Source organism: Streptomyces sp. CA-250714 (genome assembly GCF_050936705.1).
Taxonomy (GTDB): domain Bacteria; phylum Actinomycetota; class Actinomycetes; order Streptomycetales; family Streptomycetaceae; genus Streptomyces.
In genome coordinates this window covers 369,857-384,665 of the sequence record NZ_JBNJMI010000001.1, presented here as the reverse complement: position 1 = coordinate 384,665, position 14,809 = coordinate 369,857, and the positions used below count along the sequence as shown (strand labels likewise).

Below are 14,809 nucleotides of genomic sequence, written 5' to 3'. Positions count from 1 at the left end.
ACCGTGACCGACGCCCTCTCCCTCGTCGACGACTGGGGCCCCGAAAAGATCGTCGTCGTCTCCCACCGGCGCACCGGCATGAAAGGCGTGCTGGTCATCGACAACACGGCCCGGGGCATGGGCAAGGGCGGGACCCGCATGGGCCCGCACGTCTCCGTCGGGGAGATCGCCCGGCTGGCGCGGGTCATGACCTGGAAGTGGGCCGGTGTCGACCTGTTCTACGGGGGCGCCAAAGCCGGCATCGCCGCTGACCCCGCCTCGCCGGACAAGGAGGCGATCCTGCGGGCCTTCGCGCGGGCGCTGTCCAACGAGGTGCCCCGCGAGTACGTCATGGGCCTCGACATGGGGCTGACCGAGGACGACGCGGCCGTCATCCAGGACGAACTCGGCGACCGAGGCGCCGCGGTCGGCACCCCCGGACACCTCGGGGGAGTCGCCTACGACGAGCTCGGGGTCACCGGTTTCGGAGTCGCCGAGGCCGCGGACGCCGCAGCCCAGCACCTCGAACTGCCGCTCAGCGGCTCCCGGGTGGCCGTACAGGGCTTCGGAGCCGTCGGCCACGCCGCCGCCCTGCGCTTCGCGGAACTCGGCGCGACAATCGTCGCCGTCTCCACGGCCCGGGGTGCCCTGCACGACCCCAGCGGACTCGATGTGCGGGCGCTCCAGGCGGCGCGCGAGGAACACGGCGACGCCTTCGTCGCCCGGCACCCTCAGGGCACTCTCCTGGCGCCGGGCCACGAACTCACCGTCGACTGCGACATCCTGGTGCCCGCAGCACTCCAGGACGTCATCGACGAGGCAACGGCCCACCAGATCAAGGCCAGGCTCGTGGTGGAGGGCGCCAACCTGCCCACTTCGCCGCAGGCGCAGACCGTACTCGCGGCACGCGGTATCACCGTCGTGCCGGACTTCGTCGCCAACGCGGGCGGCGTCGTCGCGGCGGCGTTCGCCATGGACGCCCGGTACTCGGGCTTTCGCCCCGAGACTTCGGCCATCTTCGAGTCGATCTCGGAACGGCTGCGTGCGAATGCGTTGGCCGTCCTCGAAGCAGCCCGGCGCAGTGCCACGACGCCCCACCTCGCTGGTCGCCGCCTCGCCGAGGAGCGCGTTGTCGCCGCGATGCGTAGTAAGCGACGGCTCTAGCGCTGAGGGGGTGCCCCTGCCGTTTGTTCGCGGGCTGCGGGTGCGTTGTGGCTGGGCGCGCAGTTCCCCCCGCCCCTTACGGGGCGCGTCCGCGTCCCCCCTGCTGCGCTTGGGCAGTCTGCGCCAGGGGCGCAGGGTGGGCAAGCGCAGCCCCATGCGGGGAGGGTGCGCAATGTCTTCCGTAAGTTTCAGCAAGCTGTTACGTTCCACCTCGCTCAAGCCCGTGCCCGGCCTGCCCCGCCAGTGAAGGAGCCCCGCCCGTGCAGCGACTCCGCCCAGCGCAGCGTCTCCGTACAGCTCTGCTCGCGGTCGTACTCGTCCTGCCCCTCACAGGCGCCTCGGCCGGTCCCGCCGTCGGGGCGCCAGGCAGGGGCGACACCGACCTCGGCAAGGCGTGGGTGCAGTGGATCGACCGCACGACGGTGGCCTGGCCCAAGACGCTGGGTGATCCCGAGGCGCCCCACCGGCTGGTCACCGATCCGCACGGTGATCTGGCCGTACGGGACGGCAGGCTCACCGGCGGGGGCCGTGTCCTTCCGCTGACACGGGTGCCGGGCGGCCTGGACCGCGAACAGCGCGCGAAGTGGCCGCACTTGGCCGCCGACTACGACGCCTACCGCGTATCCGGACAGGACCTCGGCGTACTGCGCAAGGCGTTGCGCGGGCAGATCGTGGCCACGGCAGGGGAGGATGAGCTGTCGGCTGCCACCGGCGTACAACTGCCCGGCGTCCTGGACGACCTGTACGCGGAGGAGGGGAGGGCGAAGCACGCGCGGCTCGGCCCCGCCTTCCATGGCGGTCGCCGCACCTCCCTCGCCGTCTGGGCGCCGACCGCGCGCAGCGTACGGGCGCTGGCCGCGGGCCGGTCCGTAGCTCTGCACCGGGACGAGGCGAGCGGCGTCTGGCGGGGCGAGGGCAACTGGCGCGGCGCGACGTACCGTTACCGGATCACCGTGTGGTCGCCCAGTGCGGGGAAGATCGTCACCAACGACGTCACCGACCCCTACTCCACAGCCCTCACCGCGGATTCCGAACGGAGCGTCGCCGCCGATCTGCGTGACCCACGGCTCGCGCCGCCCGGCTGGTCCCGGTTGCGGAAGCCCGAGCCCACACCGCTGCGGAACGCGCAGATCCAGGAACTGCACATCCGCGACTTCTCCCGCGACGACCGTACGGTGCCCGCCGGTGACCGGGGCGGCTACCGGGCGTTCGCCGCCCGCGGCTCGGACGGTATGCGGCATCTGCGGAAGCTGGCCCGCGCCGGAGCCTCCCACGTCCATCTGCTGCCCGCCTTCGACTTCAGTTCCGTACCCGAGCGGCGTGCGGACCGGCAGGAGCCCGCCTGCGACCTTCCCGCGCTGCCTCCGGACTCCGACCAGCAGCAGAAGTGCGTACGCGAAAGCGCCGGGAAGGACGCCTTCAACTGGGGATATGACCCGCAGCACTACACCGTCCCGGAGGGCTCCTACGCGTCACGGCCCGACGGCCCCTCCCGTACCCGGGAGTTCCGCGGCATGGTGCAGGGCCTCAACCGGGCCGGGCTGCGGACCGTCATGGACGTCGTCTACAACCACACGGTGGCGAGCGGCCAGGATCCGCGCTCCGTCCTCGACCGGATCGTTCCGGGCTACTACCACCGGCTGAACGCCGACGGCACCGTCGCCACCTCCACCTGCTGCGCCAACACGGCACCCGAGCACGTCATGATGGGCGAACTGGTCGTCGACTCGGTGGTCACCTGGGCCCGTGAGTACAAGGTCGACGGCTTCCGCTTCGACCTGATGGGCCACCACCCCAAGGCAAACATCCTCGCGGTCCGCCGCGCCCTGGACGCGCTCACCCCGGCCAGGGACGGAGTGGACGGCAAGAACATCGTGCTGTACGGCGAAGGCTGGAACTTCGGCGAGATCGCCGACGACGCCCGGTTCACCCAGGCCACCCAGAAGAACATGGCGGGCACCGGCATCGCCACCTTCTCCGACCGGGCCCGGGACGCGATCCGCGGCGGCGGCCCCTTCGACGAGGATCCGCGTGTGCAGGGCTTCGCTTCCGGGCTCTACACCGACCCCAACTCCGCACCCGCCAACGGCAGCCGGGCACAGCAGCGGGTACGCCTGCTGCACTACCAGGACCTGATCAAGGTCGGGCTCAGCGGCAACCTCGCCGGCTACCGCTTCACCGACTCCCGCGGCCGCCGCGTCACCGGCTCGGAAGTCGACTACAACGGCGCACCCGCCGGGTACGCCGAGCGGCCCGGCGACGCCCTCGCTTACGCCGACGCGCACGACAACGAGACGCTCTACGACGCGCTCGCCTTCAAACTGCCGCCCACCACGACGCCCGGTGACCGCTCCCGGATGCAGGTGCTCGGCATGGCGACCGCCGCCCTCTCGCAGGGCCCGGCACTCTCCCACGCGGGCTCCGATCTGCTCCGCTCCAAGTCCCTGGACCGCAACTCCTACGACTCGGGCGACTGGTTCAACGCTCTGCACTGGGACTGCCGTCGCGGCAACGGGTTCGGCCGTGGTCTGCCCCCGGCCGCCGACAACGAACCGAAGTGGCAGTACGCCAAGCCTCTGCTCACCAACCCGCGCCTGACGCCCGGCTGTTCGCAGATCTCGGCCACCGCCGCCGCCTACCGCGACCTCGTACGCATCCGCACCACCGAGCCCGCCTTCGGCAAGAGGACCACCGCCGAGGTGCAGCGCTCACTCTCCTTCCCGCTGTCCGGACCCGCGGCCGGCGAGACGCCCGGCGTGGTTACCGCTCAGCTGGACAATCTGGTGCTGGTCCTCAACGCCACCCCACAACAGCAGACCCAGCGCCTCCCGGGCGCCGCCGCACGCGGGTACCGGCTCCACCCCGTACAAGCTGCCGGTACCGATCCGGTGGTCAAGCAGTCCGGATACGAGAAGTCGACCGGCACCTTCACCGTCCCCGCCCGCACCGTCGCCGTCTTCCAGCAGCACCGCTGAAGCCCGGGGAACACCGCTGAGTGCCCCAAGCACGCGGTGCGCGGCCCCGGTCCAGGCCGGAGCCGCGCGTTCGTGTGTGGAGCTATCGCGCTGCGGGGGCGGTGACGTCCACGGCGACGTGGTCGACGAGCAGTGAGCCGCCGGACGCGGTGGCGGCGGTGGGGGTCGGGTGGCCGGCGACGCCGTCGGGGAACGCGCCTCCCATCGCCAGGTTGAGCAGGATGAAATGGCCGTGGTCGGTGGCGTTCTTCCAGGTGGCGGCGTCCATGTCGGATTCCCGCACGGTGTGGAAGTGCTGGCCGTCCTGGTACCAGCGCAACTCCTCGGTGGCGCCGGTGCGGTCGAGCTCGATGGCGAACTCGTGGAAGCCGCCCTGGCATGTGCCGCCACATGTGGCGTTCTTGCCGATGCCCTGGGTCTCGTTGCAGGGCCCGCCGGGGTTGACGCCGCAGTGGAGGACGCCGTGCGCGGCGCTCTGGCCGTTGACGTTCTCCATGATGTCGAACTCGCCCACACCGGGCCAGTTCTGGTAGTTGCCCCGGTAGTCGGCGCCCAGCGTCCAGAAGGCCGGCCAGTAGCCCAGCGCCCCCTCCCCGGAGACCTCGGGCAGTTTGAGGCTCCCGGAGATGCGCAGCTTGCCGCCCTCGGGCGCCGCGAAGTCGGTGCGCCTCGTCTCGATGCGGGCCGAGGTCCAGGAGTCGCCCTCCTTGAGGGCGGTGATCTTCAGATGTCCGTCGCCGTCGAGTTGCACATTCTCCGGCTTGTCGGTGTACGTCTGCACTTCGCCGGTGCCCCAGTTGGGCGGGCCGCCGGGATAGCCGTGGCCGGTGTCGATGATCCAGTCGTCCCCGGAGGGCAGTGAGCCTGCGGCGCCGTCGAAGTCGGTGCGCCACACCTCCTGGGTGACCTGTGCTTTCTTGCCGACCTCCGCACGCCGCTGCGGCGAGGCCTCGTCGGCCTGCGCCGTCGGCAGCGCCAGCGCGCCGAGGGCCGTCAGCGTTGCGACCAGCAATGCCGGGCGGCGCCGACGGTGTCTCCTTCCATGGCGAACCATGACGATGCGCTCCTTAACAGTGGGGGGTGGATGAGCGCTCTCACGGCACGCACCGTGCCGAAGGTCTGGACCAGCGTCAAGGCTTCCGGCGTGAACGGGCGGATACGGGCATCCGGCCTTCCGTTCGGGCGGTGCCCAACTGCAGTGCGGGCGGGCCCGGCGTCTGTTGCGGGGAGAGACGCAAAGGCTGGGCTCACCTAAATATGATCTCCGAGTGGTCGGGACCGTTCGGAGGAACCGGCAGCCCGCGGCGGGGAGTTGGAGCCGTGGAGAAGCCGGAGCGTACGCCCTGACGGCAGTCTGTGCCGCGCTGCGCCGCGACGCGCCCCGCTCCCTGGCCGCCCTCGCCGACGTCTTCACGGACCCGCTGATGGTGCGCGGCTGGGAGCGGCTCGACGACGTGGTGCGCAGTGGACGGCCGGTCTTCCCCGAGGTCTTCGGCACGGGCTACTTCGATGATCCCCCCGCCGCTGAGGCGACCGCGTTGCTCGAACTCCAGGTTGTATAGGCGGCATCGGGGGTATGGTCCCAGCAACTCTGGATGTCGGCTCCCGCCGGAGACTCCATGCGCTGGTGCGCCTGGGGTGCCCAGTTCGCGTCGCCGTCCAGCACGGTTCCCTTTCGGGGAAGACCCTGGAGGTTGACGTATGCCCATGTGGCTGTCGCGCCCGTTCCTCGCCGCACTGTTCCTGCTGCCCGTGCTGGCAGTCGTGCTGCTGTCCGCCCCCGCGTGGCTGACGTGGCCCTTTCTTCCGCCTCGGCGCCAAGAGTTCGTGCTCGAGGTTCTCGACCGCCTGGTCCGCTGGACCCGGGCCGCGATGCCCCGCACGGGCGGCGAAACCCCGGGACCGACTGCCGTCCCTCCCGGCGTCCGAACCACCCACAGGGGCGCGTGACGTCACCCGGCACCACCTCCTGGCCGGAGGCTGGGGGAGCAGCCTGCCCAAGCTTCGCAGACCCCCGCGCCCCGTCAGGGGCGCGGGGAACTGCTCCCCCAGCCTCCGGCCGGGTGGTGCCCCCACCAGCCACGACGTAGCCGCAGCCCGCAAGCGGCGGACAGGGGCACCCTCGGGGGAGCGCGGCGCACACCGGGCGGGGTCACGACGGCACGCGCGGAGCCTCAGGCGCGGCCTCCCTCGCTGCCGGCGGAGCCAAAATGGTGTGGGCCGGAATGTGCGCGGTGTCGCTACGCGCCAGCACCCAGTAGAGCGCGGCGGGCACGGCCAGCCCGACGAGCCAGGAGATGTCGGCCCCGCCGAGCGGATCCACCAGCGGGCCGGTGTAGAAGTGGGTCACCAGGAAGGGGAACTGCGCGGCGAGACCGATGGCGTAGACAGCGAGGGCCTTCCACCGCCAGGCGCCGTACCGGCCGTGCGGATCGCTGAGAGCCGGCAGGTCGTACCGCTCCTTGGCGATGAGGTAGTAGTCGACGAGGTTGATGGCCGACCAGGGCGTGAACGCGGTGAGCAGGAAGAGCAGGAAGTCCTTGAAGGAGGTCAGGAAGCTGTCCTTGCCCGCCAGCGCCACGGCCGTGCCGACGACCATGATGGCGGCGATGTAGCCGGCCCGGGCCCGCGGCCCCAGCTCGCGCTGGCCCCGGAAACCACTGACGCCGGTCACCATCGACATGAAGCCGCCGTAGGTGTTGAGGACGTTGATCGTCAGCTTTCCCAGGGCGATGACGAAGTACAGGAACGAGGCCATGAGCCCGACCCCGCCCAGCCCCACGACATAGCTCACCTCGTGGCCCACGAACGCCGGGCCGGCCGCCGCGGCGGCGAGCGCGCCGAACGTCATGGACCACTGCGAGCCCAGCACCGAGCCGCTCAGCGTCCACCAGAACGTGGCGCGCGCCGAGGTGGCCCGCGGCAGATAGCGCGAGTAGTCGGCGACGTACGGGCCGAAGGCCAGCTGCCAGGAGGCGGACAGCGAGACCGCCAGCAGGAAGAGCGGGAAGGAGAACGTGCGATCGGCGAGCAGCTCGGACAGCTCCGCGCGCTCCAGCAGCCGGAAGCCCAGATATACGAAGGCGAGCGCGCACACCAGGCTCGCCACCCTGCCCAGGGCGTGGATGACCCGGTAACCGACCGCGGCGGCCACCGCGGTGACCAGCGCGAACAGCATGATGCCCGGCGTTTCGCCGAGGTGGGTCAGCTCTCCGACCGCCTGGCCGGCCAGCACACTGCCGCTGGCGAAGAAACCGATGTACATCACGATCACAAGCGCCAGCGGCACCACCGCGCCCCGCACCCCGAACTGGGCCCGGCTGGAGATCATCTGCGGCAGCCCCAGCCGGGGTCCCTGCGCCGAGTGCAGCGCCATCACAGCGCCGCCGAGCAGGTTGCCGATCAGCAGGCCGAGCACCGCCCAGAAGGCCTGCGCGCCGAAGACGACGGCAAGTGCACCCGTCACCACGGCGGTGATCTGGAGATTGGCACCCAGCCAGAGAGTGAACTGACTGAACGCCTTGCCGTGTCGCTCCGCATCAGGGACGACGTCGATCGAGCGCCGCTCCACCACTTCGGCCATCGGCTGCACCTTCTTTCTCGCACCCCGCGGTTCTGTATGGGGGTATTCATGCTGGGGTCCGAGTGAATGGCCGTCAATACATCGAGGTGAATCTTGCGTAACGGCAGCCGGCTCCGCGGCCGGCCGGAGCGGCCGGCTGGAGCGGCGGCCTCCGCGGTGCTCGCGCCCACCGACGCGGAACGGCCGGGTCCGCGGGTGCGGACCCGGCCGTCGTCGTCGGACGCTGGGCGTCGATTCATCGGTCCGCCGACCCGTCCGTGGGGGTGGGGCCGGACGGCGCCGGTCCCCAGGCCGTCCTCAGGTCGCCCTCAAGCCGTCCTCAGGACGCCGGTGGACCGCTCTCAGGACACCGGCGGAGAGGCGTTCTTCAGCAGCTGCTGGAACTGTGCCGGGAACCACTTACCGGACAGCGGCGCGTCGGGCAGCGCTCCGGAGGGGTTGTAGCCGTTGCGTGCGTTCCCCTTGTACGTCGGGTCGCACATGCGGTCGAAGCCCTTGCCCTCGTTGTTCGGGATCTCGGTGCTGGAACCGTCGGACTCACCCGGCGGCTTCATCCACACGTACGCGTCGATACCGGCGGCCGGGGAGGCCTGCGGGCGCTCTCCGAGACCGGCGCCCGCCTGGTTGCACCAGTTGCCCGCGTGAATCCGGCGGTCGTAGCGCCCGCCGTCGACGTACGCGTCCACCGAGGTGGTGGGACCGGGCCCGGTGGGCCGTTGCGAGCCGCCCCAGCCGTTGCGCGAGGTGTCGATGAGCATGCCGATGTCGGACGAGAAGCCGGCCGAGACGGCGGCCTGCCGGAAGCCCTGGGCGAAGCCGAGTTCGTCGACGTACTGGTTCCAGTCCACCCACTTCGACTGCCGCACTGTCTGGCCGTTGACCGTGTCGGTGATGGAGAAGTTCTTCTCCTTCAGCGCGCTGTAGTTGGCGGTGTTGACGATGAAGCCGTGCACGTCCGCGGGTGTGGCGCCGCCCGCGTTGGCGGCCTGGAACATGAGGTTGGCCGCGGGCTGGAGGTTGCTGTCCCAGCCGAGCCAGCCGTGATGGCCGGCGTCGACGTAGTTGTAGACGTTACCGACAGCGCCGAGTTGCGCGAGGGCGTAACCGACGCCCTCCACGTAGTTGCCGTTCCGCTTCATCTCGTCGCACTCCGGGGTGGCGGTGGGCCGCCCGCTGGTGTTGGTGACGAGGTTCGGCAGTGAGTCCGGTTCGATCGTCGTCACCACCCGCAGATTGGCGCGGGAGGAGTACTCGCGCAGGATGTCGCGGATCGGGTTGATGTAGTCGTTCTTGTACCGCCCGATCTCCTGCGGCCCCAGCTCGCCGTTGGAGGCGAGAGCCGCGCAGTCACGCCCTGGCAGGTCGTAGATGACCAGCGGGACGACGATGGGTTTGCCGGCGGCCTGGCGCAGCGCGGTGTCGAGATGCTTCCGCAGACCCATGGCGTCCGAAGTGCCCTCGATCGCCGCGATGCGGTCGAGCCACACGCCGGTGCTCTCGTCGGCGACGGCGTCGCCACCGGGTTCGGCGGCCGCCTTGGCGGACCAGTCCGGGTTCACATATAACTGCGCGCCCTGGTACGGGTTGTCCAGCTTGGCCTGGACGTCGGAACCGGACTCCTGCGCGAAACCGGCCGCGCCGAGCGGGCCGACGGTGAGGGCGAGGGCGGCGGCGAGGGCGGCGCCGAGCCGTCCGGCCCGGCGACCGCGACTGCCGCGGTGTCGATCGGCGAGCTGTCTCATGAGATGTGTTCCTCCAACGGTTCGCTGTGGTGTGCGGGATGCGCCCGCGCGGATCCTGGCGGCCCCCTTCGAGCCGTCGATCCCCGCGGGCTCCCGTGGAACCCCCGTGGCATGGAACCGCTCCCACTGCTGCGACGCGGTGCTCAGGCCGACCGAATGGAAGCGCTCCCACGGACAGTAGCGCGGCGCTCCGGTTGCGCAAGGGGGCTCGCACGGCCGATCCCGCCGCGGGGACGCGCCCGGTCCCTCGCCCTCCGAGCCCTCCGCGGCGGGCCGGGCCTCAGTCGGAAGCGGCGGTACCTGAGCGGTTCCCCGTGGAGAGCACCGTCAGCAGGGCGAGGCCGCTCAGCAGGACGACGCGGGTGGCCGCCTCCAGGCCGTTCCACTTCTCGGACTGCCACATGGCGAACCACTCACCGCCGATGCCTATGAAGCCCGCGCCGAACAGCAGCAGAAGCATCAGCAGCCCGGCAGTTGACAGGAAGCGGGCCCGTCGCAGGTCGCGGCGCCGAAGCCACAGCCAGGTCGCGGCGATCAGCACGAGCGCAGACAGGGTCTCCCAGCCGATGATCGCGATGTAGGCCGCGTCCTGCCAGGCATGCGAGGTGATCGCGCGCCACATCAGATCGTCGTCCCGGAAGGTGGTGTCCATCGCCAGTACGTGGCGTACGAACTGTCTGTCGGTGTCGAAGTCGGTGATGTTCCCGAAAGCAACCAGCGCTATGTACAGGGCCACCGTGGCGGTCAGCACCGCGGCAGTTGCCTCGCGGACGCCGAAGTGGCCGCGGACGGCCGCCGTTTCGCCGTCGTGCGAGCTGCGCGAGTGATCAGGTGAGAAATTCATGATCCGACTATGGGCCAACGAGCCTCGTCGTTGAAGTCCGCCCGGGTGGCGGACCGGCCGCCGCACCCGGCCGCGGATCGACGCTGCGTGCACGGCCCGGGCAGGATGCTCGTGTGAACCACGTGCTGTGCGGGCTCGCCGCCAACCCGGCCCTGCCGTCCGAACTGGTCGACCGGCTGATGGAGTTGGCGGACGACGACATTGCCACAGCCCTCGCCTGCCGCAGCGACCTCAGCCGTACGCAGACGGCAAAGCTGGCCGCACAGTTCGAACACGCAGCAGTACAACTCGTCTACGAGGGCAAGCTGTCGGCCGCCGACACCGATCCGGCGACGCAGCCACGCGCTGCGCTCGCACTGCTGGAGGAGGGCTCCGGCCGTCCGGAATGGGCGCACCTCCTGGCCTCGGATCCGGTTGCCGAGCACCGGGAGAAGCTGGCCGGCTGTCCCGGTCTGCCACCCGACGTGGCCGAGAGACTGTCCACCGACGCCGATGTACGAGTCGTCGCGGAGCTCGCGCTCCGGACGACGCCGGCGAGGGCGGCCCGGCTCGCGCGGCATCCGCACGCCGAGGTGCGCAGCGCGGTGGCGGCCAACGAGGCGACACCACCGGCTGTACTGGCACGGCTGGTCACCGGCGACGGCCTGCCACCGGTCCGGCAGTGCCTGGTCTGCGACCGCGAGGCGACGCCCTTCGTGCACGATCCCAACTGCCCGCGCACCGACTGCCGACTGCGGCCCGGCGCCGCGTGCGACGGCTCCCACCAGTCCACCCTGCACGAGCTGTACGAGAGGGCGCTTCGTAACCCGGCGACACCGGCCGAGGTTCTCGTCGGCTTCGCCGGTCACCCCTCGCTCCAGTTGCGCTGGGCACTGGCCGCCCGCCCTGGCCTGCCGCCGCAGGTCTTCGCCCGGCTTGCGGGGGACCCCTCCTGTGGTGTCCGGGCCGATCTCGCGGAGAACCCGGCGATCGGCGAGGCGCTGATGCGACAGCTGGCCGCCGACGCCGACCCCGAGGTGCGGCGCGCCGTGGCGTTCAACCCCCGTGTGCCGCTGGATGTGCTGGCCCGCCTGGCCGACGTCACCAAGATCGGTGCGGTGCTGCTGCCCCGCGTCGCCGCCGCCTCTCGGGCCGAGGTCGAGGAGCTGGCCGTCTCGCCGAGCCCGGCCGTACGGATGCTCGTTGCCGCCCGGCGCGATCTGCCGGCGACGATCCGCGACGCGCTGGCCGCCGACCCCGACGCGAAGGTTCTCGCGTCCCTCGCCGGCCACCCGGGCCTGTCCGAATCCCGGCTGCGCGCGATGGCCGACCGGCACGGAGCCCGGGTCGTCGCCAAGGTGGCCACCAATCCGGACGCGTCCGCTGCGCTGCTGGAGCACCTGGCACAGCAGCAGCCGCCCGTACGCAGGGCCCTCCGCGAGATCGCGCGGCACCGCCGGGCAACACCGTCGGCGCTGCTCGGCTGCCTGGCGGACGACAAGGCGAGACGCATCGCCGCCGGGCGCCCGGCACTGCCGCCCGCTGTGCTGAGCGACCTGCTCGACGACGACTTCCAGGTGGTGGAGGCGGCAGCCGCCAACCCCTCGCTCCCGCAGGCCGTGATGTCGCAGCTCGTGCCCTGACCGCCCGCGGGAGGCGTCTGGAGATCAGCCGGAGTGTCAGTGGGGGGTCTTACGATCTCGGCCATGGAACTACGGGGAAGGACAGTGGCGTTGACGGGTCGGTTTCCCAACCTGTCGCACGCCACGGCGAAGGCGGGACTCGAAGCGCTGGGTGCGAGGGTGTCGAGTTCGGTGTCCGCGAAGACGGACCTGGTCTTCGCCGCGCACGACGTGGCGGGCCACAAGATCGGGAAGGCGAGCACGCTCGGCATCCCAATCTATGACGCGGAGGCGCTGCGCGCGGTGCTGAACGAGGCCGCCGAGCGCGCCCCCGGCGACGGGATCGGCGCTGCTGCGGCAAGGATCTTCGCGGACCACGAGTCCATGACGTCGGCCTCCGACCCGGCAGCGCTGCTGGATCTCCTCCGGGAAGCGGACTGGACCGCTTTCGCGGCAGAGCGGGATCTGCCGCCGCTCCGGGACCGACTGCTGTCCTTCGAGCGCACCCACGGAATCACCGAGGCCCACCGCTTCGCCACCGGCCGGATCCGCGGTCTCGACGGCACCCGGTTGCAGCATCCATACGGCCACATCACGGAGATCGAGTCGTCGGCGCTCAGCCCGTGCGGACGCTATCTGGCCACCGGAAGCTGGGGCGGCGACGACTACCACCGTGGTGGTGCGTTGCAGATCTGGGAGGTCGCCAGTGGCCGCTGCGTCAACGTCCTCGACCGCATCGAAGGCGGCGTCGGCTGGCCCGATTACGAAGACGTCATCCAGTGGTCGGCCGACAGCACCAGGATCGGACTCGCCTACGACACCAACCAGATCGGGGTGTTCGACCCCTTCGACTCCGCCACCTACACATATCCGCTGGCCAGCGCGTCGGTGACGGACGGCGGCAGCCGGCCGCCGGAGTGGACGCTGGCCCCCGACGGCAGGCGCGCGTTCATCCGGGCCGGGTGCGCGGGCACCATCCAGGGGTGCGTAGTTCCGCTAGACGCGGGCGGTCTGTACTGGCTGCCCGGTTACGCCTCGCCCTCGCACCCGTATCTGCTCGGCGAGACCCTCCCCGAGGACTTCCGGGAGAAGGGCGACGAACTGTGGCCGGAGAACAGGGCCACCTGGTCGCCCGACGGCAGCAGGCTCTACATCTACGACCACCGGCACAGGCGGAATCTCGTCGCCGACCTGGCCACCAGGCGCATCAGCTGGGCCACCGGGGAGGACGGGCCGAAGGCCGCCGCCGGGTCCGGCGGCCCGGTGACCGACAGGTCGGGCGGAGTACGAGTCCAGGTGGGGTCGACCGGGGTGACCTTCCGACGGCCCGACACCGGTGGGCTGTTGGCCGAATTCGAATTCCTCCGCGAACCACCGGGCCCCCGCCTCTTCGAGGACGACTACGTATTCGAGGAGCAGAACGTCAACTTCCCGCTCGACGACCGCACATGGTGTGCGGCTTTCGAGGAAGGCGTGGTCATCGCACCGCCGGACCGCGAGGAGGAGCTGGACGCGGTGCTGACCTGGTCCGTCGACCGGCGTTTCGGCTGGCCGGTGCGGTGGGGCGGGCTCGACGTCGTCCCGGACGCGCGGACCGCCGCCGAGCGGCTCGGGGACGACGGCCTGGGTTTCTTCGTCCAGGAGTACGTCGAAAGGCAGGCGGCCGCCGGTGCCGAGTACGCCACGGGGGCAGTCGGCGCACATGCGGCCGCCCAAGGGGACGGAGCCTGGCCACCGCCCAACACCGCGACGCTGGACGACCTCTTCTCGGCGGCCAGGGATTCCGTCTCCGCACTCGGGGACAACTGGAAATTCGCCGTGAACGAGAGCCTCGGTGACGCCGCACGGCTTCGGGCACGGCGAGGGGAGGCCGAGGGCGCGGCGGAACTGCTCGCGGCGGTGCCCGACGCCGACGAGCGCGTCGTGGCGTCCGCCCACGTGGCCACGATCCTGGCCCGTGCGGGCCGGAGCGAACAGGCCCGCGCCGCTTTCGACTTCGCCCAGGCGGGCGCGGAGTCGGCCCTCGGTCCGTACAACGTCGCCCGCGTCACCTCCGCGATCGCCGGTGCCCACCATGCGCTGGGTGACACGGCCGCCGCCGACGCCTGGTTCGCCCGCGCGCGCGATGCCATCGAGCCGGAAACCAACGCATGGCAGAACCGTCTCGCGGTCATCTGGGCGCTCACCGAGTGCGGGCGTGTCGACGAGGCGCGGTCGCTGTGGACGTTCCCCGAGGAGGAGCGCCGGTTCAATCGTCCCAACGGCATCTACTCGGAGGCGTGGCTGCTGTGTCTGCTGAACACCGATCGGCTCGACCTGGCCGAGGAGTTCCTCGCAGCCTGCGTCCCGCCCAGGGACCGTCCGTCCAGCATGATCAAGCCGCTGGTCGAGCTCGGCAGGCCCGATCTGCTCCGCTCATGGCTCGCCGACTCGTGGTACATACCCGACGAGGACTATGAGCGCGCCCAGGCAATCGCGGACGGCGCGCCGAGCCGGTCCCTGCCGCCGACACCGACCGACGAGGACGTCGCGGCCCTCGCCGAGGCGCACGCCGAGCTGCTCAGGACGCCACGCGCCAAACGCGGGAGGCCGACCGAGGAGCTCATCGAGAAGGCCGCGGACTGCGGGCACCTCAGTGCCGTACTGGACCTGCTCGGCAACCTCCCGGCCGGCAATTTCAACGACCGGCCGAAGGCCGCCTTCTCCGCACTGTGGCGCGCCGCCACCGGCCACTACCACGCCCCCTGGTGACGTCCTGTCCCAGGCTCCGGGCCCGCCCTCTCCGCGCAGGCGGGCGGGGTGTCGGTCACGGGGTCACCGTCTTGCCGCCGCAGGCCCGTGTGCCGATCCGCCCCGCTGCCCCGGAAACCCGGCGGTGATCTGCTGTGTGCCCGTTCCGTTCGAAGTACGCCGCGTAGACT

Annotated in this window: 10 protein-coding genes; 6 read left to right on the top strand and 4 right to left on the bottom strand. The window is 71.1% G+C overall.

Annotated elements, in window-relative coordinates; translation table 11 throughout:
- Positions 1-3 precede the first annotated feature (3 nt).
- Positions 4-1,143 (top strand): Glu/Leu/Phe/Val family dehydrogenase, encoded by a 1,140-nt coding sequence (locus ACQEU8_RS01880; RefSeq protein WP_433096060.1) that lies wholly within the window; start codon positions 4-6, stop codon positions 1,141-1,143.
- 260 nt (positions 1,144-1,403) lie between these two features.
- Positions 1,404-4,118 (top strand): pullulanase-type alpha-1,6-glucosidase, encoded by a 2,715-nt coding sequence (gene pulA / locus ACQEU8_RS01875; RefSeq protein ID WP_433096058.1) that lies wholly within the window; start codon positions 1,404-1,406, stop codon positions 4,116-4,118.
- An 82-nt stretch (positions 4,119-4,200) separates the two neighbouring features.
- On the opposite strand, the gene ACQEU8_RS01870 is transcribed toward pulA, so the two are convergent.
- On the bottom strand, positions 4,201-5,172 hold the full coding sequence (locus ACQEU8_RS01870; protein ID WP_433096056.1) for a glycoside hydrolase family 16 protein: 972 nt from the start codon (positions 5,170-5,172) through the stop codon (positions 4,201-4,203).
- 214 nt (positions 5,173-5,386) lie between these two features.
- On the opposite strand from ACQEU8_RS01870, the gene ACQEU8_RS01865 reads away from it, so the two are divergent.
- Positions 5,387-5,680 (top strand): hypothetical protein, encoded by a 294-nt coding sequence (locus ACQEU8_RS01865; RefSeq protein ID WP_433096054.1) that lies wholly within the window; start codon positions 5,387-5,389, stop codon positions 5,678-5,680.
- Between the two features lie 139 nt (positions 5,681-5,819).
- Positions 5,820-6,068: a hypothetical protein gene (locus tag ACQEU8_RS01860; RefSeq protein ID WP_433096052.1), complete on the top strand. Its 249-nt coding sequence runs from the start codon at positions 5,820-5,822 to the stop codon at positions 6,066-6,068.
- Positions 6,069-6,270: 202 nt separating this feature from the next.
- On the opposite strand, the gene ACQEU8_RS01855 is transcribed toward ACQEU8_RS01860, so the two are convergent.
- The 3 genes from ACQEU8_RS01855 to ACQEU8_RS01845 form a co-directional block, all read right to left on the bottom strand.
- Positions 6,271-7,701 carry a purine-cytosine permease family protein gene (locus ACQEU8_RS01855; RefSeq protein ID WP_433096050.1) on the bottom strand — a complete coding sequence of 477 codons (1,431 nt, stop codon included), beginning with the start codon at positions 7,699-7,701 and terminating at the stop codon, positions 6,271-6,273.
- A 341-nt stretch (positions 7,702-8,042) separates the two neighbouring features.
- Positions 8,043-9,443: a glycoside hydrolase family 6 protein gene (locus ACQEU8_RS01850; protein WP_433096048.1), complete on the bottom strand. Its 1,401-nt coding sequence runs from the start codon at positions 9,441-9,443 to the stop codon at positions 8,043-8,045.
- Positions 9,444-9,723: 280 nt separating this feature from the next.
- The gene (locus ACQEU8_RS01845) at positions 9,724-10,287 is read right to left on the bottom strand and encodes a DUF2165 domain-containing protein (RefSeq protein ID WP_433096046.1); all 564 of its coding nucleotides are present in this window, start codon (positions 10,285-10,287) and stop codon (positions 9,724-9,726) included.
- A 113-nt stretch (positions 10,288-10,400) separates the two neighbouring features.
- Between ACQEU8_RS01845 and ACQEU8_RS01840 the strand changes: the two genes are divergently transcribed.
- Both ACQEU8_RS01840 and ACQEU8_RS01835 read left to right on the top strand, forming a co-directional pair.
- The gene (locus ACQEU8_RS01840; RefSeq protein ID WP_433096044.1) at positions 10,401-11,909 is read left to right on the top strand and encodes a hypothetical protein; all 1,509 of its coding nucleotides are present in this window, start codon (positions 10,401-10,403) and stop codon (positions 11,907-11,909) included.
- Between the two features lie 63 nt (positions 11,910-11,972).
- Positions 11,973-14,639, top strand: coding sequence for a hypothetical protein (locus ACQEU8_RS01835; RefSeq protein WP_433096042.1), 2,667 nt, complete (start codon positions 11,973-11,975; stop codon positions 14,637-14,639).
- Positions 14,640-14,809: the final 170 nt, after the last annotated feature.

Excerpts from the sequence above, each read along its gene's own strand:
- ACQEU8_RS01850 (WP_433096048.1), bottom strand. The coding sequence starts at position 9,443 with ATGAGACAGCTCGCCGATCGACACCGCGGCAGTCGCGGTCGCCGGGCC.
- ACQEU8_RS01835 (WP_433096042.1), top strand. The coding sequence starts at position 11,973 with ATGGAACTACGGGGAAGGACAGTGGCGTTGACGGGTCGGTTTCCCAAC.
- ACQEU8_RS01855 (WP_433096050.1), bottom strand. The coding sequence starts at position 7,701 with ATGGCCGAAGTGGTGGAGCGGCGCTCGATCGACGTCGTCCCTGATGCG.
- ACQEU8_RS01845 (WP_433096046.1), bottom strand. The coding sequence starts at position 10,287 with ATGAATTTCTCACCTGATCACTCGCGCAGCTCGCACGACGGCGAAACG.
- ACQEU8_RS01870 (WP_433096056.1), bottom strand. The coding sequence starts at position 5,172 with ATGGTTCGCCATGGAAGGAGACACCGTCGGCGCCGCCCGGCATTGCTG.
- ACQEU8_RS01860 (WP_433096052.1), top strand. The coding sequence starts at position 5,820 with ATGCCCATGTGGCTGTCGCGCCCGTTCCTCGCCGCACTGTTCCTGCTG.